The sequence below is a fragment of the Streptomyces sp. CC0208 genome (assembly GCF_003443735.1).
In the GTDB taxonomy this organism is placed as follows: Bacteria; Actinomycetota; Actinomycetes; order Streptomycetales; family Streptomycetaceae; genus Streptomyces; species Streptomyces sviceus.
Genome location: NZ_CP031969.1, coordinates 6,187,847 through 6,206,085, shown reverse-complemented (window position 1 = coordinate 6,206,085; position 18,239 = coordinate 6,187,847). Strand labels below are relative to the sequence as shown.

The window sequence follows — 18,239 nt, the reverse complement described above, 5'->3', positions numbered from 1 at the left end:
CGTCCGGATAAGGCAGTCTTGTCCCCGTGCCCGAACCCGAACACCGCAAGTCCGACCCCGCCGCACGCGGTCCCCACGCTCATGCCGCGACCCTGAGGCGGCTGGAGAAGTCGTCCGGGTCCCTCGCCCAGCAGGCCATCACGCGCATGGACGAGACGCTGCCGTGGTACCGGGCGATGCCCCCGGAGAACCGTTCCTGGATCGGGCTGGTCGCCCAGGCCGGAATCGCGGCCTTCACCGAGTGGTTCCGGCGTCCGGACGCCCCGCAGGCCATCTCCACCGACGTGTTCGGGACCGCTCCCCGTGAGCTGACCCGGGCCATCACGCTGCGGCAGACCGTGGAGATGGTGCGCACCACCATCGAGGTCATGGAGAGCGCGATCGACGAGGTCGCGGCCCCCGGTGACGAGTCCGTGCTGCGTGAGGCCCTGCTCGTGTACGCCCGTGAGATCGCCTTCGCCACCGCGCAGGTCTACGCCCAGGCCGCCGAGGCACGCGGTGCCTGGGACGCCCGGCTGGAGTCGCTCGTGGTGAACGCGGTGCTCAGCGGGGAGGCCGACGAAGGGGCCGTGAGCAGGGCGGCGGCTCTCGGATGGAACGCGCCCGAGCATGTCTGTGTCGTGCTCGGCCCCGCCCCCGAGGGCGACTCCGAGCTGACCGTCGAGGCCATCCGGCGGGCCGCCCGGCACGCCAAGCTCCAGGTGCTGACCGGGGTGCTCGGGGCCCGGCTCGTCGTGATCGCGGGCGGCAGCGACAACCCGCTCGCCGTGGCCAAGTCGCTGATCGGGCCCTATGCGGCCGGACCCGTGGTCGCCGGGCCCGTGGTACCCGATCTGCTCGCCGCGACCCGCTCCGCGCAGGCGGCCGCCGCCGGGCTCAAGGCGTGCTCCGCCTGGCAGGACGCCCCGCGCCCGGTGCTGGCGGACGACCTGCTTCCGGAACGCGCGATGGCCGGTGATCCCCGTGCGCGCGAGCAGTTGGTGGAGGAGATCTACAGACCACTCGAGGAGGCCGGTTCCGCGCTCCTGGAGACGCTCTCGGTCTACCTCGAACAGGCGTCCAGTCTGGAGGGCGCGGCCAGGATGCTCTTCGTGCATCCCAACACCGTGCGCTACCGGCTTCGACGTGTGACTGACGTCACCGGCTGGTCGCCCTCCGATGTACGTTCGGCGTTCACCCTGCGGATCGCGCTCATCCTGGGGCGTCTGGCCGACGGGGATCTCCAGCCCTAGGCTTTTGTCGGGGGCCCACAAAACCCCTACCTGTTCTTCGTCCTTGTCCCCACGGGCGGCTTGGGCCGCCCTCAAGAGAGAGTGTGAGAGTGCTCGTACTCGTCGCTCCCGGCCAGGGCGCCCAGACGCCCGGCTTCCTGACCCCCTGGCTCGAACTCCCCGGTGCCGCGGACCGCGTCGCCGCGTGGTCCGACGCCATCGGACTGGACCTCGCCCACTACGGCACACAGGCCGACGCGGACGCCATCCGCGACACCTCGGTGGCCCAGCCGCTGCTGGTCGCCGCCGGGATCCTGTCCGCCTCGGCACTCGGTGACACGGCCACGATCGCCCCGGGCGCCGTCGCCGGGCACAGCGTCGGTGAGATCACCGCCGCGGTCTTCGCGGGCGTGCTGGGCGACGCCGCCGCCCTCACCCTCGTACGCAAGCGGGGCCTGGCCATGGCCGACGCCGCCGCGATCACCGAGACCGGCATGTCGGCGCTGCTCGGCGGCGACCACGACGTCTCCGTCGCGCACCTGGAGAAGCTGGGTCTGACCCCGGCGAACGTCAACGGCGCCGGGCAGATCGTCGCCGCGGGCACGCTGGAGCAGCTCGCCGTCCTGAACGAGGACAAGCCCGAGGGCGTCCGCAAGGTCGTCCCGCTGAAGGTCGCCGGCGCCTTCCACACGCACCACATGGCCCCCGCGGTCGACGCGCTGGCCAAGGCCGCCGCCGACCTGACACCGGCCGACCCGACGGTCCCGTACGTCTCGAACAAGGACGGGCAGACCGTCGGCACCGGCGCCGAGGTGCTGGAGCGGCTGGTCGGCCAGGTCGCCAACCCGGTCCGCTGGGACCTGTGCATGGAGACCTTCAAGGAGCTCGGCGCCACCGCGTTGATCGAGGTCTGCCCCGGCGGCACGCTGGTCGGCCTCGCCAAGCGCGCACTGCCCGGCGTCAGGACGCTGGCCCTGAAGACACCCGACGACCTCGACGCTGCTCGCGAGCTCATCGCCGAGCACAGTGCCTGAGAAGGAGCACGAGAGCATGTCGAAGATCAAGCCCAGCAAGGGCGCTCCGTACGCGCGCATCCTCGGTGTCGGCGGCTACCGTCCGACCCGGGTCGTGCCGAACGAGGTGATCCTCGAGACGATCGACTCCTCCGACGAGTGGATCCGCTCGCGCTCCGGCATCCAGACCCGCCACTGGGCGAACGACGAGGAGACCGTCGCCGCGATGTCGATCGAGGCGTCCGGCAAGGCGATCGCCGACGCCGGGATCTCCGCCGAGCAGATCGGCGGCGTGATCGTCTCGACGGTCTCGCACTTCAAGCAGACCCCGGCGGTGGCGACGGAGATCGCCGACAAGCTGGGCACGAACAAGGCCGCCGCCTTCGACATCTCGGCGGGCTGCGCGGGCTTCGGCTACGGCCTCACCCTCGCCAAGGGCATGATCGTCGAGGGCTCGGCGGAGTACGTACTTGTCATCGGCGTGGAGCGGCTGTCCGACCTCACCGACCTGGAGGACCGCGCCACGGCCTTCCTGTTCGGCGACGGTGCCGGCGCGGTCGTGGTCGGTCCGTCCGCGGAACCGGCGATCGGCCCCACGGTCTGGGGCTCCGAGGGCGACAAGTCCGAGACGATCAAGCAGACCGTGGCGTGGACCGAGTACGACTCCACGGGCAAGTTCCCCGCGATCACCCAGGAGGGCCAGGCGGTGTTCCGCTGGGCCGTGTTCGAGATGGCGAAGGTCGCCCAGCAGGCGCTGGACGCGGCCGGGATCACCCCGAGCGACCTGGACGTCTTCATTCCGCACCAGGCCAACGAGCGGATCATCGACTCGATGGTGAAGACGCTGAAGCTGCCGGAGCACGTCACGGTCGCGCGTGACGTGCGCACCACCGGCAACACCTCGGCCGCCTCGATTCCGCTCGCTATGGAGCGGCTTCTGGCGACCGGTGAGGCGAAGAGCGGCGACACCGCGCTCGTCATCGGATTCGGGGCGGGTCTCGTCTACGCCGCCACTGTCGTTACCCTCCCCTAGGCACTCCGTGCCGGACCGACCGGTCCGGGACGGGAAGCACTGCCAACCCTCTGATCAAGAAAACGAAGGAGCGCCACCATGGCCGCCACTCAGGAAGAGATCGTCGCCGGTCTTGCCGACATCGTGAACGAGATCGCCGGCATCCCGGTTGAGGACGTCCAGCTGGACAAGTCCTTCACCGACGACCTGGACGTCGACTCGCTGTCCATGGTCGAGGTCGTCGTCGCCGCCGAAGAGCGCTTCGACGTCAAGATCCCGGACGACGACGTCAAGAACCTCAAGACGGTCGGCGACGCCACCGACTACATCCTCAAGCACCAGGCCTGAGCCACTGCTTGGGTCGGACGCTGACCGGCCCCGCCACCCGGCGGTGGCGCCGCTTAATCCTCGTACCGTTGGAGAAAGATTTCCCGTGAGCCCGACCAATCGCACCGTGGTCGTCACCGGTATCGGCGCAACCACACCGCTGGGTGGCGACGCAGCCTCTACCTGGGAGGGCCTCGTCGCCGGCAAGTCCGGCGTCAAGCCCCTGGAGCAGGAGTGGGCCGCCGACCAGGCGGTCCGCATCGCCGCGCAGATCGCGGTGGAGCCGACCGAGGTGATTCCCCGTCCGCAGGCCCGCCGCCTGGACCGCTCGGCGCAGTTCGCGCTGATCGCGGCCAAGGAGGCCTGGGCCGACGCCGGTTTCGAGGGCAAGGCCGGTGAGGACGGCTCGGTCGGCGAGATCGACCCCGACCGTCTCGGCGCCGTCATCGCCTCCGGCATCGGTGGCGTGACGACCCTCCTCGACCAGTACGACGTGCTCAAGGAGAAGGGCGTTCGCCGCGTCTCCCCGCACACCGTGCCCATGCTGATGCCCAACGGCCCGTCCGCCAACGTGGGTCTGCTCGTCGGCGCCCGCGCGGGTGTGCACACCCCGGTCTCCGCCTGCGCGTCGGGCGCCGAGGCCATCGGCTACGCCATCGAGATGATCCGTACCGGCCGCGCCGACGTCGTCGTCGCCGGTGGCACCGAGGCGGCGATCCACCCGCTGCCCATCGCCGCGTTCGGCAACATGATGGCGATGTCCAAGAACAACGAGAACCCCGAGGGTGCCTCGCGTCCCTACGACGTGGCTCGTGACGGCTTCGTCCTCGGCGAGGGTGCCGGTGTCGTCGTCCTGGAGTCCGCCGAGCACGCCGCCAAGCGCGGTGCGCGGGTGTACGCCGAGGCCGTCGGGCAGGGCATCTCCGCCGACGCGCACGACATCGTGCAGCCGGAGCCCGAGGGCCGCGGCATCTCGCACGCCCTGCAGCACCTGCTCGACAACACCGACCTGAACCCGGCGGAGATCGTGCACGTCAACGCGCACGCCACGTCGACCCCGGCCGGTGACATCGCCGAGCTCAAGGCGCTGCGCAAGGTGTTCGGCGACGACGCCGACCACATCGCGGTGTCCGCCACCAAGTCGATGACCGGTCACCTGCTCGGTGGCGCGGGCGGCGTGGAGACGGTCGCGACCGTCCTCGCCCTCTACCACCGGGTGGCTCCGCCGACCATCAACGTCGAGAACCTCGACCCGGAGGCGGAGGCCAACGCCGACGTCGTCCGCGGCGAGGCGCGCAAGCTGCCCGTGGAGGGCCGTATCGCCGCGCTGAACGACTCGTTCGGGTTCGGCGGGCACAATGTCGTACTGGCGTTCCGTACGGTCTGAGAACCGTCTGTACGCAACGGAAGGGCCCCCACCGGTCGGTGGGGGCCCTTCACGTGTACGGCGCGTCCAGGCGGACTCACACCACCTGGTGCAGCCAGCGGACCGGGGCGCCCTCGCCCGCGTACCGGAACGGCTCCAACTCGTCGTCCCAGGGCTTGCCGAGGAGCTTGGCCAGCTCGGCCTCCAGGTCCGTCTCGCCGCGCTGGGAGCGGGTCAGGGCCGCGCGCAGGCGGTCCTCCGGGATCAGGATGTCGCCGTGGATGCCGGTGACGGCGTGGAAGATGCCGAGTTCCGGCGTGCAGCTGTAGCGTTCGCCCTCCGCGGTGGGGCAGGGCTCGGCCGTGACCTCGAAGCGCAGCAGGTGCCAGCCTCTGAGGGCGGAGGCGAGCTTGGACGCCGTGCCCACCTCGCCCTTCCAGGAGAACTCCGAGCGCCAGGTGCCCGGCGCGGCCGGCTGCCGGATCCAGTCGAGGTTGACGCGCGTGCCGAGCACCCCGGCGACGGCCCACTCGACGTGCGGGCACAGCGCGCGCGGCGCGGAGTGCACGTACAGAACTCCACGTGTCGTCACCGGGACCTCCGGGCTGAGCGGGACAGGTCTTGCCGGCCGGCATGGCGGCGATGCCGACCGGCCACGTTGATGGCGAGGCTACCGTGCGGCGGCGCAAGGAGTGTGACGTACCGTCGGTCCCGGTGCCCGGAAACGCCCGCCATTCACCCGGCAGGACGCTAGTACGGGTGTCGATCGTTCCCTCGCGACCCCCGGGAACTCCCGTGCGTTGTGATGAGAGGACCACCATTTCATGAGGGGAACACCACGGATGCGGAAGCAGGGCCACCGCTCGCGGGCCGTCGTCGCCGTCCTGACGGCGGCTCTTGTGGGCGTCGCCGGCTGTGACGCCGTGGGCGGTGACTCGGCGGCTCCCACCCAGAAGCCCAGGTCCTCGCCGAAGCCGACGCCGGCGTGGGACAGCAGCCCGGCCTCGATCGCCGCCGTCGGCGACTCCATCACCCGCGGCTTCGACGCCTGCGGGATCCTGAAGGACTGCCCCGACGTGTCCTGGGCCACCGGGAGCAGTACCCAGGTCGACTCCCTGGCCGTGCGGCTGCTGGGGAGGGCGAAGGCGGCAGGGCGCAGCTGGAACTACGCGGTGTCCGGGGCGCGGATGGCCGACCTGCCCACGCAGATGGCACAGGCGGCCTCGCGCACACCGGCGCTGGTCACCGTGATGGTGGGCGCCAACGACGCCTGCCGGGACTCCACGGCGGCGATGACGTCGGTGTCCGACTTCCGCGCCGGTTTCGAGGACGCGCTCGGCGTGCTGCGCAAGCAGGCACCCAAGGCGCAGGTGTACGTGGCGAGCGTGCCGAACCTCAAGCGGCTGTGGTCCCAGGGCCGCAGCAATCCGCTGGGCAAGCAGGTGTGGAAGCTGGGCGTGTGCCCGTCGATGCTGGCCGACGCGGACGCCCTGGACGCGGCGGCGACCGAGCGGCGGGACACCGTGCAGGAGCGGGTGGAGTCCTACAACGCCGTGCTGAGGCAGGTGTGCGCCAGGGACGAGCGGTGCCGGTACGACGGGGGCGCGGTGTACGACTACCGGTTCGGTACCGACCAGCTCAGTCACTGGGACTGGTTCCATCCGAGTGTGAACGGACAGGCGCGGCTGGCGGAGATCGCATACCGCAAGGTCAGGTCCGTGTCCTAAAGTTCCGTACATGAACGAACTCTTCGCCACGCTTTCCGACGGCACCCCGGTGCACCGCTGGACCCTGGAGCGCGCGGGCGTCCGCGTGCGGATCCTGTCGTACGGCGGGATCGTGCAGTCGGTCGAGGTGCCGGACCGGGACGGGCGGACGGCGGACGTGGTGCTGGGCTTCGCCGGCCTTGAGGGGTATCTGGAGCACTCCGGTCCGTATCTCGGTGCCCTCGTCGGGCGGTACGCGAACCGGATCGCGGGCGGCCGCTTCGAGCTGGACGGGGCGACGTACGCGCTCGCGCCCAACAACGCGCCCAACTCGCTGCACGGCGGTGAGCACGGCTTCGACAAGCGGGTGTGGGACATGGAGCCCGCCGGTGCGCACGGGGTGCGGCTGAGCCGGATCAGCCCGCACGGCGAGGAGGGCTTCCCGGGGCGCCTGGAGGTCTCGGGGACGTACAGCCTGGACGAGTCGGGGGCGCTGCGGATCGCGTACGAGGCGGTCACCGACGCGCCGACCATCGTGAACCTGACCAACCACAGTTACTTCAACCTGGCCGGTTCCGGGAACGCGGGCGGACATGAACTGCGGATCGACGCCTCGCGGTTCACCCCGGTCGACGCGGATCTGATCCCGACGGGGGTCGAGGAGGTCGCGGGCACCCGGTTCGACTTCCGTCAGGCGCGCAAGGTCGGCGCGGGCTACGACCACAACTTCGTGCTCGACAAGGGGATCACCGAACAGGCCGTCGAGGTCGCCGAGTTGTACGACCCCGCGTCCGGGCGGCTGCTGACGGTGGCGACCACCGAGCCGGGGCTCCAGCTCTACACCGCCGACCACCTCACCGAGCCCTTCGCGCCCGGCGACGCCATCGCGCTGGAGACCCAGCACTTCCCCGACTCGCCGAACCGCCCGGAGTTCCCGAGCACGGTGCTGCGGCCGGGCGAGGTGTACCGGTCGCAGACGGTGTACGGCTTCGGCGCGCGCTGAGCACGAACGAGCCCCGGCCCAGGGGTCAGGTCCCGGGCCGGGGCTGCTTGTGTGAGAGCAGTGCCCCCTACGATCAGACGTTAATCCTCGCGGTGACCCTGCGGTCCCCGATCGAGCGCCCCACCTGGATTTCGTACGAACCCTTCACATACGCCCACGATGAGGTCTTCTCGTCCCAGATCTCGAAGGCCCGGCGCGGGATCTCCACGGTGACCTCGGTGCTCTCGCCGGGGCCGGCCTCGGCCGCCGCGAATCCGGCGAGCCGGCGGGCCGGACGCTCGGCGTCGGCTTCGGCGGGCGCCAGGTAGACCTGGACGACCTCGCGACCCGGGCGGGCACCGGAGTTGCGCAGCCGGACCCGGGCGGTGGCGCCGCGGACCTCGACGGACTCGTAGGTCCAGTCGGTGTAGCCGAGGCCGTGTCCGAAGGGGTAGGCCGGGGTGCGGCCCTCCTTCTCCCAGGCCGTGTACCCGATGAACACGCCCTCGTCGTAAGGGAGTTCGCCGTCCCGCGGAGTGACCCTGGTGACCGGGGCGTCGGCCAGGGTGCCCCAGGTGGTGGGGAGGCGGCCGCCGGGCTCGTGGGCGCCGGTCAGGACGTCGGCGAGGGCCGCGCCGCCCTCCTGGCCGGGGAACCAGCCGAGCAGGACGGCGGCGACGTCCTCGCGCCAGGGCAGCTCCACCGGGGAGCCGGAGTTGACGATCACGACGGTGTTCGGGTTGGCGGCGGCGACCGCGCGGACCAGCTCGTCCTGCCGGCCGGGGAGGGTCAGGTCCCGGCGGTCGTAGCCCTCGGACTCGACGCGCTCGGTGGTGGCGACCACGACGACGGCGGTGTCGGCGGCGCGGGCGGCCTCGACGGCCTCGGCGATCAGTTCGTCGGGGTCGCGCTGGGGGTCCTGGTGGGCGAGGGTGAAGGCGATGACCTTCATCGGGATGTCCTCGGGGAGGACGACGACGTAGGTCAGGGAGACGTCGACCGGCTCGCCCGCGGTCAGTTCGACCCGGGCGCGGGGCTCGGGGGCGCCGAAGAAGGTGATGAAGGGGTCGTCGCTGTCGGTGCGCTGGACGTCGTCGTAGTACGTCGTGCCGTCGACGACCAGCTTGAAGGCGCCGAGTCCCTTGATGCCGAAGGTGTGGGCGCCGCTCTCGCGCGGGGTGAAGGTGCCGGTCAGCTCGACGGTGTGCAGACGGTCGTGGGTGACGCCTTCGGGCAGGTCCGAACCCATCCACTGGATGTGGCCGTTGGGGGCGGAGGCCGTGCCGATGACGTCTCCGGCCGGGTCGCGACAGACCGCCGTGAGGCTGAACCCCTTGTCGGCGACGGCGAGTTCGGTGTTGGGGTCGGCGCCCAGGGCGTAGGTGAGGGTGCCCTCGGGGAGGGCGGCGGTGAGACCGTCGAGCGGGGAGACGACACGGTCCGGGAAGACGGTGGCGGAGCCGCCGCCGAGGACCCGGGCGTCCCGGGCGGCGGCGCCGATGAGGGCGACCGTGCCGGACTTCAGCGGCAACGCCCCCTGGTTGCGGACCAGGACGAAGGCGCGGCGGGCGATCTCGCGGGCCAGTTCGGCGCCGTCGACGGTGTCCGGGAGGTCGGTGACGACGGGTTCGGCGCCGTCCAGGATGCCGACGCGGGCGGCGAGCCGCAGCACATTGCGTACGGCGGTGTCGACCGCGCTCTCCTGGACCTCGCCGTCCCGCACCGCCCGGGCGAGGGCTTCGCCGTAGACGGTCGTCGGGCCGGGCATGGCGACGTCGAGGCCGCCCTCGATGGCGGCCTTGGTGGAGCGGGCGGCCATCCAGTCGGAGACGTTGTAGCCGTCGAAGCCCCATTCCCCGCGCAGGACTTCGTTGACGAGGTGGTGGTGCTCGGTCATCGTCGTGCCGTTGACCGTGTTGTAGGCGGTCATGATGCCCCACGGGTGGGCGTTCTCGACGATGTGCTCGAAGGGCGCCAAGTAGAGCTCGCGCAGGGCGCGTTCGGAGACCAGGTTGTTCACCGTGAAGCGGTCGGTCTCGGCGTCGTTGGCGACGAAGTGCTTGACGGTGGTGCCGACGCCGCCCTCCTGGACGCCGGTGACGTACCCGGCGCCGATCCGCCCCGTCAGGTACGGGTCCTCGCTGTATGCCTCGAAGTGCCGGCCGCCGAGCGGGGAGCGGTGGAGGTTGACGGTGGGGGCGAGCAGGACGTGGACGCCCTTGCGGCGGGCCTCCTGGGCGAGCAGCACGCCTGCGCGGCGGGCGAGTTCCGGGTCCCAGGTGGCGGCCAGCGCGGTCGGGGAGGGCAGGGCGATCGACGGGTCGTCGGCGCTCCAGCGCACGCCCCGGACGCCGATCGGGCCGTCGGACATGACGAGGGAGGCGAGGCCGATCTCGGGGAGCGCGGGCAGGGTCCACATGTCCTGGCCGGCCAGGAGCGCCGCCTTGGCGTCGAGGTCGAGCGCGGCGAGTGCCGCCTCGACGGCCGCCTCACGGGCCTGGTCGGCGGGGATGGTGCCCTCGGGTCCCTCGGATGCCGCCATGGCAGTGCCTCCTCGTTGAAGTCCGTGCGGTCCTCACATCGTGCCCCGATTACCTGGCGAACGGTAGGTTTGGTTATCTCGCCGTTACAACGAGGGGGGTGGCATGTCGTACGGTGACGCCATGAGCGCCAGGACCAGAAGCGGGGAACGCCGGGCCGAGATCATCCGGGCGGCCCTGGAGGTCATCGCCGAGCGCGGTTACCGGGGCGCGAGTCTCGCCGCGGTGGCCGAGCGCGTCGGACTGACCCAGCAGGGGCTGCTGCACCACTTCCCGACGAAGGACGCGCTGCTGGTCGCGGTCCTGGAGGAGCGGGACAGGTGGGACGCGGTGCCGAACGGCAGCTGGCGTGTCGACCTGCTCGCCTCTCTCGTCGAGTACAACGCGATGCGGCCCGCCATCATCCAGACCTTCTCGGCGCTGCTCGGCGAGAGCGTCACGGAGGGACATCCGGCACGGGAGTACTTCACCGACCGCTACAGCCGGGTACGCGCGTCGATGGCGGCGGCCCTCCGCACGGAGTACGGCGACCGCCTCCCCAACGGGCTGAGCCCGGAACGCACCGCGCCGCTGCTGGTCGCGGTCATGGACGGACTCCAGTACCAGTGGCTGCTCGACCCGGAGTCGGTGGACATGCCGGGCGCGTTCCGGGACTTCCTGCGACTGCTGGGCGAGACGGTGGAGTGAGGGTCACTGGCTCCAGACGGCGGCGAGTGTCTTGCTGAGCAGACAGACGACGGCGAGGGCGAACGCCCAGAGGTGGGCCCCGGCGGCGAACAGGGCGACGACGCCCGCCCCGAACCAGAGCAGCTCGAAGCCGACGCGACCGGCCCCGCTCACCTTGTACTTCGCGCGCGGCGAGCCGAACAGCGCCCACAGGGCGACGAGTACGGCGGGTGCGGCGAGACCGAGCAGCCAGGGTGCGCCGATGTCCCGGGTGAACCCCCAGTAGGCGGCACCCGCCAGGGCGCCGAGCTCGATCAGGAAGAGAACGCCCAGGTTGGCTGCCTTCATGGGCGGCAGTATCACCCGCCCGCCGGCACCGCCGCCACGACTTCGATCTCGATCCGCGCCTCGGGCCGGAAGAGCCGGGGCACCTCGAAGGTCATGCTGGTGGGCGGGGTGCCGGTGAGGAACTCCCGTCGTACCGCGCCGTATTCCTCCAGTTCGGAGATGTCGGTGAGATAGGTGCGGATGTTGATCACGTCGGACAGGCTCGCCCCGTGTGCCTCCAGCAGCGCGGCGAGGGTCTCGAAGACGCCCCGGGACTGTTCGGCGAGCGTGGCGCCCTCGGCGATCTGCCCGGAGACGAACAACAGGGCGCTGCCGTCGGCCTGTTCGACGCGGGCGACCTGGGAGTAGTAGGGGCTCAGGGGCTGGGGCGCACCGGCGGGGTTGTCCAGGGTGATCTGCATGCCGTCGACGCTAGGTCCGCCCTTGCGATGCGACAAGCGAATGTCCAGCATGGCTGCCATGCCGAACCCGCATCGCAAGGATCTCCCTCCCGACCTCGCCACCGTGTGGCTGCGGGTCTTCCTGGAGGTCGCCCGGCACGAGTCGTTCACCGTGGCCGCACGCACGCTGGGCTGGACGCAGTCGGCGGTGTCCCGGCAGATCGCCGCTCTGGAGGCGGCGTTGGGCGGGGGGCCGCTGTTCGACCGGCTGCCGAGGGGGGTCCGGCTGACGGCGGCGGGGCGGGTGCTCGTGCCGTACGCGCAGACCGTCACCGGGGCGCTGCACGGGGTCGCGCGCGAGCTGGCGGCGCTGCGTGAAGGGGCGGGCGGGCGGCTGCGGTTCGGGGCGTTCCCGACGGCGGACGCGGCCCTGGTCCCGCACGCCCTCGGCGCCTTCCGTACCCGCCGTCCGGGCGTGCGGGTCTCCCGCGAGGAGGGGCTGACGCCGTCGTTGCTGGACCGGCTCTCCGAGGGGCGGCTGGATCTCGCGGTGGTCTCCACGACCGGCGGGGCGCCGCTGTCGGCGTACGAACTGAGCCATCTGCTCGACGAGTCGCTGTACGTCGCCGTCCCGGCCGGGCATCCGCTGGTGGCCGAGGGCGGTGGGCCGGTGCGGCTCGGGCGGCTCGCGGACGCCGACTGGATCTCCGGGAGCCCGCGGCCCGAGGGGACGCTTCTCGACGCGGCCCTGCGGCAGGGCTTCCGGCCGCGGATCGCGCATGTCGTCGGCGAGTGGACCGCCAAGCAGGGGTACGTCGCCGCCGGGCTCGGGGTGGCGCTGGTCCCGGCGCTCGCCGCGGAGTCCGTACGGCCGGACGTCGTGCTGCTCCCGGTGCTCGACGAGGGCGCTCCGGCGCGGGCGGTGTACGCGGCGACACCGCGGGGACGGTCGGTCGCGCCGGCCGTGGAGGTGTTCGTGGAAGCGCTGCGGGAGGCGGCGGGGCGGATTCCCCGCACCTCGCTCCCCATGGCGTAGACCACTTCCCTCACGCGATACTGCCGTCGTCCGGCACCACTCGCGCCCCACAGCGACGGAAGGACCTGAACTCCCTTGACATCCCTACGCGTTCGGATCGGCATCCTCGGACTGGCCCTGCTGGCGGGGCCGGTGGCCCCCGCGGGCCCGGCGGCGGCCGCGACCGCGCCCTCGCCCACGGTGGAGGAGCGGCGGCTCGACCAGGCCGTGCCGCGGGAGATCCTCGAACGGTCCGGATTCGACACCGTGCCGCCGCGCTTCAACCGGGCGCTCGGGGCGGCGCGTTCCTACGCGCAGGCGCGGAAGGTCGTCGTACGGCAGGGGTCCGCGCTGTGGAAGCGGGCCGTGGACCGGGCGCAGGGGCGGGGTCCGGCCGGTGGGGACCTGAGCCGGGACGACGACCGGCCCCTGTACTGGGCGCGGTTGGCGATGACGCGCGAAGTGCGGACCTGGGAGCCGTCGTTCGGGCTGTCGGACGCGCAACGCGCGGCTCTGCTGGATGAGTTGGAGCAGACCTCGCGGGGGCAGACCGCCGTGCGGTATCCGGCCGGTGAGCGGCTGAAGCGGGTGCTCGTCACCGGGTTCGATCCGTTCACGCTGGACCGTGACATACGGATCTCGAATCCCTCCGGGGCGAGTGCGCTCGCGCTCGACGGGACGGTGATCGAGACGGCGGACGGGCCGGCCCGGGTGGAGACCGTCGTGTTCCCGGTGCGGTGGCAGGACTTCACGGACCAGACCGTGGAGCGGGCGCTGCGGCCGTATCTGAAGCGGGTGGATCTCTTCACGACCGTGAGTCAGGGGCGGGTGGGGCGGTTCGACGTCGAGCGGACCAACGGCGCCTGGCGGGGCGGGTTCGCGGACAACGACACCGTCGGGGTGACGGGCACGATTCCGGTCGCCGATCCGGGCTCGCAGCCGCAGTGGACGACCACGACGCTGCCGTACAAGGCGATCGTGGACGCGGACACCGGGCGCTTTCCGGTCTACGACCACACGAGCGTGACCGAGATCCCGGCGGGAGAGACACAGCCGGTCGTCCGTCCGGACGGGCCGAGCCCGGGGTCCACGGCACGGGCCGGGGGTGGCGGGGACTACCTCTCCAACGAGATCGCCTACCGGGCCACGCTGCTGCGGGACCGGCTGGGGCTGCACGACGTACTGCCGGGCGGCCATGTGCACACGCCGGTGCTGGAGTTCGGGGCGGGGAACACGGATCCGGCGACGGGGACGGTGACCGATCCGGGGTTCGTCCGCAACCGGCTGGACATCATCGCGCAGGTGCGGGCGATCATTTCGGTGGCGGCAGGGGCGTAGGGCTTTCGGGCGGTGGAAGGGGCCTCGTCCTCACACGCCGGACGGGCTGAACGACGGTGCCCGCTTCCGTCGTCTCAGCTTCCGGGCTCGCCGGACAGGGTCCACTCGTCGGAGTCGTCGTCGGACTCGTCGTCCCCGTCCCGGGTCTCCTCCCCCAGCAGTTCCCGCGCCATCAGCGTCGCCCCCGCCACCGCGCCCGGCATCAGGAACACCGCGACGAAGGGGACCACGAAGGCCAGGGCGAGGGGGGTGCCGAAGCCCCAGATGAGGGTCTTGCGGGAGCGGAGGAGGGTGAGGCGGGCCCGGAGGTCGACGCCTCGGCGTTGCAACGCGACCGCGGTGAGCTCCTCCGTGAGGAAGAAACCCGTGACGAAGAAGCCGATGACCGGGACGACCGTCTGGCCGACGACCGGAACGAAGCCCAGGGCGAAGAGCAGGACCGCCCACAGCAGGGCCCGGACGACGATACGGAGGCTGTCCCTCGCCGAGATCCACAGCTCGCGCCACAGTGGCAGACCGGACTCGGGGGCCGTGCCGTCCGGGGACACGTCCCGGTCGACCTTCTCGGAGAGGTTCTCGTAGAAGGGCTGGCCTATCAGGAGGGTGACCGCCGTGAAGGTCAGGACCGCGAGGAGGAGGGCCAGCGCGAACAGGACCGCCGTGAGGAAGCCCCGGAACAGGCCCTGCCACGGGCCAGACCAGTCGTCGGCGAACGGCGTCGCCCAGGACACGAAGTCCTCGCCCCAGGTGCCCAGGGCGACCAGTGCCGCCACATACAGCACCAGGGTGATCAGGCCCGGGATCAGTCCGAAGCCGTACTGCTTGCCGTGCCGGGCCACCCACCGCTGGCCCTTCAGGAGATAGTGGAAGCCCGCCCCGAGATCACGCATGTCCCGCACCCTATCGGGTGACCTGCGGGCGACCCCCTCTTGGTGCGGTTGAGTCGAACAAGCACCTCTCGCCGTACTGTCGGACGGGCGTTGTTCACCAAGGCGCACGCGAGCAGCGGCTGAGGTTGAGGAGAGCGGATGACGCAGGAGATCCACGGCACCGTCGCGGACGGCTTCGAGGTGGTGCGTGAGGAGTTCGCCGCTTTCGTGGCGGGCGAACGGCCGGACTACGAGGGGCAGTTGAGCGCGTACGTGCACGGCAGGCGGGTCGTCGACCTGTGGGCCGGCGAGAGTGCCGGACCGGACTCCCTGTACGGCGTGTTCTCGTCGACCAAGGGGGCCGCGCACCTGGTGGTGGCGCTCCTCGTCCAGGAGGGCACGCTGGAACTGGACCGCAAAGTGACCTACTACTGGCCGGAGTTCGGCGCCGAGGGCAAGGGGCAGCTGACCCTGCGGGATCTGCTGGCGCACCGGGCCGGGGTGGTCAGCCTCGATGCCGGTTTCACGGCACAGGAGCTGTCGGACGACCGGGCGGTGGCGGAACGGCTCGCGGACCAGAAGCCGTTCTGGCGCCCCGGCACGGCCTTCGGCTACCACGCGCTCGTGATCGGCGCGCTCACCGGCGAGATCGTACGGCGGGCGACGGGCCGGACGCTCCAGGAGGTGTACGAGGAGCGGATCCGGGCCCCGTACGGGCTGGACTTCCATCTGGGGCTGCCCGAGGCCCTGGAGCCCCGTTACCGCTCGGTGCAGCCGATGGTGCCGACGGCCACGCAGCAGGCCCTCCTTGACGCGACACCGACGGGCCCGCACACCCTGGCCGCGATCGCCTTCAACCAGCAGGTGCCGGACCCGGGTGACCTGGTGGGCTATGCCAACTCCCGTGCCGTACGCGCGAAAGGGCCGGCGTCGGCGGGTGGCGTGGCGGCCGCGCGGGGCCTGGCCGGGATGTACGCGGCGGCGATCAGCGAAGTGGCCGACCGGCCGCCCCTGTTGAAGCCGGACACGATCGCGGAGGTGGGCCAGATCCACTCCGTCGGCTACGACCTGGTGGCCCGCGCCCACAAGTCCTACGGCCTGGGCTTCCAGGCCACCGCCGACATGTGGCACCCGTTCCTGGGCGCCGGTTCCTTCGGCCACAGCGGAGCGGGCGGCTCCCAGGCCTTCGCCGACCCTCGCAGCGGCCTCGCCTACGGCTACACCCGCCGCCGGATGGCGTTCCCGGGAGGGGCGGCGCCGGAGAACGAGCGGTTCGTGAGAGCCGTACACCAGGCGGCTCTGTCCGTGTGAGCCGTACGGCAGAGCGGAGGCGGCACCCCACGTCCAGGGGTGCCGCCTCCGCCGTGTACGACCGGTGAGCTCCGTCAGGTGAGTGTCACGGAGATGTTCCCGCGGGTCGCCTTCGAGTACGGGCAGACCTGGTGGGCCTTCTCAAGCAGGGCCCGGGCGGTCTGCGGGTCGACGTTCGGGACGGTCGCCGAGATCTCGACGATCAGGCCGAAGCCGTCGCTGTTCTTGCCTATGCCCACCTTCGCGGTGACCGTCGAACCGGAGAGGTCGGCCTTCTCCTGGCGGGCGACGACCCCGAGGGCGCCCTGGAAGCAGGCGCTGTAGCCGGCGGCGAAGAGCTGTTCCGGGTTGGTGCCGTTGCCGCTGCCGCCCATCTCCTTGGGCGGGTTGACGACCACGTCGAGCCTGCCGTCGTCGGTGGCGACCCGGCCGTCGCGACCGTTCTCTGCGGTGGCGACGGCGGTGTACAGGACGTCGGACTGCTGGATTTCCGGCATGCGGTTGTCTTCCTCCTCGGTCCACCGCGACTCGCGCCCACGATCGACGGCGGGATTCGGAAAGAAGTTACCGCATGCCGGAAATCCAGCACAGGGGGCCGCGGAGGTCAGAGCTTGACGATCATCTTTCCGGTGTTGTCGCCGCGCAGGACCCCGAGGAACGCCTCCAGGTTGTTCTCGATGCCCTCGACGACCGTCTCGCGGTACTTGAGCTCTCCGGACGCCACCCACGGGCCGACCTCGGAGACGAACTCCGGCTGGAGGTCGTAGTGGTCGCCGACCAGGAAGCCCTCGATGCGGCCGCGGGTCTGGATCAGACGGGCGAGGTTGCGCGGGCCGGGGGCGGCCTCGGTGTTGTTGTAGACGGAGATCATGCCGCAGACCGCGATCCGGCCGCCCTGGTTGAGGGAGCCGATGGCGGCCTCCAGGTGGTCACCGCCGACGTTGTCGAAGTAGACGTCGACACCGTCCGGGGCGGCCTCGCGCAGCTGGTCGCTGACCTTGCCGTTCTTGTAGTTGAAGGCCGCGTCGAAGCCGTACTCCTCGACGAGCAGCTTGACCTTCTCGTCGGAGCCGGCCGAGCCGATGACCCGGGAGGCGCCCTTGAGCTTGGCGATCTGGCCTACCTGGCTGCCGACGGCACCCGCGGCGCCGGAGACGAAGACCGAGTCGCCCTCCTTGAAGGAGGCGGTGCGCAGAAGGCCGGCGTAGGCGGTGAGGCCGGTCATGCCGAGGACACCGAGGTACGTCGACAGGGGGGCCTGGTCGGCGTCCACCTTGACGGCGTGCTTCGCGTCCATGACCGCGTACTCGCGCCAGCCGAAGAAGTGCAGGACGTGGTCACCGACGGCGATGCCCTCGGCGTTGGACTCCATGACCTCGCCGACCGCGCCGCCCTGCATGACCTTGCCGAGCTCGAAGGGCGCGGCGTACGACTTCGCGGCGCTCATGCGGCCGCGCATGTACGGGTCGACGGAGAGGTACTTGTTGCGGACCAGTACCTGGCCCGCACCGGGGGTCGGGACCTCGGCTTCGACCAGGGCGAAGTCCTCGGGCTTCGGCCAGCCGACGGGGCGGGAGACGAGGTGCCATTCGCGGTTGATCATGATGCCTGCGACCTTTCCATTTACTTCAGTGCCTTAAACAACCATGCTCCTGAATATTTCAGGTTGTCAAGTAAAGGGGTATCCTGGAGCGCATGCCCACTCCTCACAAGACCCGGCCCGACGCGCTCACCATGGAAGTCGTGGAGCTCATCGGGGACGTGGTGGCCCGCTTCTACTCGGACTACGAGGACGCGGCCGCGGAGCACGCCCTCACCGGGGCGCAGGCGCGGCTGTTGAGTCTGCTGTCCCTGGAGCCGCTGCCCATGCGCAAACTGGCCCAGAAGCTGAAGTGCGAGCCGTCGAACGTCACCGGGATAGTGGACCGGCTGGAGGCGCGGGGACTGGTGGAGCGGCGGCCCGATCCCGCGGACCGCCGAGTGAAGGTGGCGGCGGCGACTCAGGAGGGCGTGCGGGTGGCGCGGGACCTTCGCGAGGGGCTGCGGTTCGCGCGGGAGCCGCTGGCAGGGCTGTCCCAGGGCGAGCGGGAGTCACTGCGGGACCTGCTGCGGCGGATGCGGGACGCGTAGGGGCCGACGGGTCCGCACGTATGCC

At 71.2% G+C, this 18,239-nt stretch carries 19 protein-coding genes; 12 read left to right on the top strand and 7 right to left on the bottom strand.

What is annotated here, in order from left to right; all coding sequences use genetic code 11:
* Window positions 1-26 precede the first annotated feature (26 nt).
* The 5 genes from D1369_RS28500 to fabF all read left to right on the top strand — a co-directional run bounded on the left by D1369_RS28500 (window position 27) and on the right by fabF (window position 4,950).
* Entirely contained in the window at window positions 27-1,232 is a 1,206-nt protein-coding gene (locus D1369_RS28500) for a helix-turn-helix domain-containing protein (protein WP_007381742.1), read from the top strand.
* A gap of 89 nt (window positions 1,233-1,321) precedes the next feature.
* Window positions 1,322-2,245 (top strand): ACP S-malonyltransferase, encoded by a 924-nt coding sequence (locus tag D1369_RS28495; protein ID WP_037899849.1) that lies wholly within the window; start codon window positions 1,322-1,324, stop codon window positions 2,243-2,245.
* 16 nt (window positions 2,246-2,261) lie between these two features.
* Window positions 2,262-3,257 carry a ketoacyl-ACP synthase III gene (locus D1369_RS28490; RefSeq protein ID WP_037899850.1) on the top strand — a complete coding sequence of 332 codons (996 nt, stop codon included), beginning with the start codon at window positions 2,262-2,264 and terminating at the stop codon, window positions 3,255-3,257.
* Window positions 3,258-3,335: 78 nt separating this feature from the next.
* The gene (locus D1369_RS28485) at window positions 3,336-3,584 is read left to right on the top strand and encodes an acyl carrier protein (RefSeq protein ID WP_007381745.1); all 249 of its coding nucleotides are present in this window, start codon (window positions 3,336-3,338) and stop codon (window positions 3,582-3,584) included.
* A gap of 85 nt (window positions 3,585-3,669) precedes the next feature.
* Window positions 3,670-4,950 (top strand): beta-ketoacyl-ACP synthase II, encoded by a 1,281-nt coding sequence (gene fabF, locus D1369_RS28480; RefSeq protein WP_007381746.1) that lies wholly within the window; start codon window positions 3,670-3,672, stop codon window positions 4,948-4,950.
* A gap of 76 nt (window positions 4,951-5,026) precedes the next feature.
* Here fabF and D1369_RS28475 read toward each other — a convergent pair whose 3' ends face one another.
* On the bottom strand, window positions 5,027-5,521 hold the full coding sequence (locus D1369_RS28475) for a DUF3145 domain-containing protein (RefSeq protein ID WP_007381747.1): 495 nt from the start codon (window positions 5,519-5,521) through the stop codon (window positions 5,027-5,029).
* A gap of 250 nt (window positions 5,522-5,771) precedes the next feature.
* On the opposite strand from D1369_RS28475, the gene D1369_RS28470 reads away from it, so the two are divergent.
* Window positions 5,772-6,656: an SGNH/GDSL hydrolase family protein gene (locus tag D1369_RS28470; RefSeq protein ID WP_037899851.1), complete on the top strand. Its 885-nt coding sequence runs from the start codon at window positions 5,772-5,774 to the stop codon at window positions 6,654-6,656.
* 10 nt (window positions 6,657-6,666) lie between these two features.
* A complete protein-coding gene (locus tag D1369_RS28465; RefSeq protein ID WP_007381749.1) occupies window positions 6,667-7,638 on the top strand; it encodes an aldose epimerase family protein in 972 nt (323 codons plus the stop codon).
* 73 nt (window positions 7,639-7,711) lie between these two features.
* On the opposite strand, the gene D1369_RS28460 is transcribed toward D1369_RS28465, so the two are convergent.
* On the bottom strand, window positions 7,712-10,159 hold the full coding sequence (locus D1369_RS28460) for a glycoside hydrolase family 3 C-terminal domain-containing protein (protein ID WP_007381750.1): 2,448 nt from the start codon (window positions 10,157-10,159) through the stop codon (window positions 7,712-7,714).
* A 103-nt stretch (window positions 10,160-10,262) separates the two neighbouring features.
* On the opposite strand from D1369_RS28460, the gene D1369_RS28455 reads away from it, so the two are divergent.
* Window positions 10,263-10,844, top strand: a complete 582-nt coding sequence (locus D1369_RS28455) for a TetR/AcrR family transcriptional regulator (RefSeq protein WP_007381751.1) — start codon at window positions 10,263-10,265, stop codon at window positions 10,842-10,844.
* A 3-nt stretch (window positions 10,845-10,847) separates the two neighbouring features.
* Here the strand turns inward: D1369_RS28455 and D1369_RS28450 are convergent, their stop codons facing one another.
* Together D1369_RS28450 and D1369_RS28445 are read right to left on the bottom strand one after the other, a co-directional pair.
* On the bottom strand, window positions 10,848-11,171 hold the full coding sequence (locus tag D1369_RS28450; protein WP_037903271.1) for a YrdB family protein: 324 nt from the start codon (window positions 11,169-11,171) through the stop codon (window positions 10,848-10,850).
* An 11-nt stretch (window positions 11,172-11,182) separates the two neighbouring features.
* Window positions 11,183-11,572: a RidA family protein gene (locus D1369_RS28445; protein WP_037899854.1), complete on the bottom strand. Its 390-nt coding sequence runs from the start codon at window positions 11,570-11,572 to the stop codon at window positions 11,183-11,185.
* A gap of 58 nt (window positions 11,573-11,630) precedes the next feature.
* Here D1369_RS28445 and D1369_RS28440 point away from each other — a divergent pair, with 58 nt between their 5' ends.
* Complete coding sequence (locus tag D1369_RS28440) at window positions 11,631-12,587, top strand: LysR family transcriptional regulator (RefSeq protein WP_118082672.1); 957 nt, start codon at window positions 11,631-11,633, stop codon at window positions 12,585-12,587.
* A 75-nt stretch (window positions 12,588-12,662) separates the two neighbouring features.
* The gene (locus tag D1369_RS28435; RefSeq protein ID WP_007381756.1) at window positions 12,663-13,904 is read left to right on the top strand and encodes a hypothetical protein; all 1,242 of its coding nucleotides are present in this window, start codon (window positions 12,663-12,665) and stop codon (window positions 13,902-13,904) included.
* Window positions 13,905-13,978: 74 nt separating this feature from the next.
* Here D1369_RS28435 and D1369_RS28430 read toward each other — a convergent pair whose 3' ends face one another.
* Complete coding sequence (locus D1369_RS28430) at window positions 13,979-14,794, bottom strand: EI24 domain-containing protein (RefSeq protein WP_007381757.1); 816 nt, start codon at window positions 14,792-14,794, stop codon at window positions 13,979-13,981.
* A 138-nt stretch (window positions 14,795-14,932) separates the two neighbouring features.
* Between D1369_RS28430 and D1369_RS28425 the strand changes: the two genes are divergently transcribed.
* Window positions 14,933-16,084, top strand: a complete 1,152-nt coding sequence (locus D1369_RS28425) for an EstA family serine hydrolase (protein WP_007381758.1) — start codon at window positions 14,933-14,935, stop codon at window positions 16,082-16,084.
* Window positions 16,085-16,158: 74 nt separating this feature from the next.
* Here the strand turns inward: D1369_RS28425 and D1369_RS28420 are convergent, their stop codons facing one another.
* Window positions 16,159-16,581 carry an organic hydroperoxide resistance protein gene (locus tag D1369_RS28420; protein WP_118082671.1) on the bottom strand — a complete coding sequence of 141 codons (423 nt, stop codon included), beginning with the start codon at window positions 16,579-16,581 and terminating at the stop codon, window positions 16,159-16,161.
* A 107-nt stretch (window positions 16,582-16,688) separates the two neighbouring features.
* Window positions 16,689-17,687, bottom strand: a complete 999-nt coding sequence (locus tag D1369_RS28415) for an NADP-dependent oxidoreductase (protein WP_007381759.1) — start codon at window positions 17,685-17,687, stop codon at window positions 16,689-16,691.
* Between the two features lie 92 nt (window positions 17,688-17,779).
* Here D1369_RS28415 and D1369_RS28410 point away from each other — a divergent pair, with 92 nt between their 5' ends.
* Window positions 17,780-18,214 (top strand): MarR family transcriptional regulator, encoded by a 435-nt coding sequence (locus D1369_RS28410; protein WP_007381760.1) that lies wholly within the window; start codon window positions 17,780-17,782, stop codon window positions 18,212-18,214.
* Window positions 18,215-18,239: the final 25 nt, after the last annotated feature.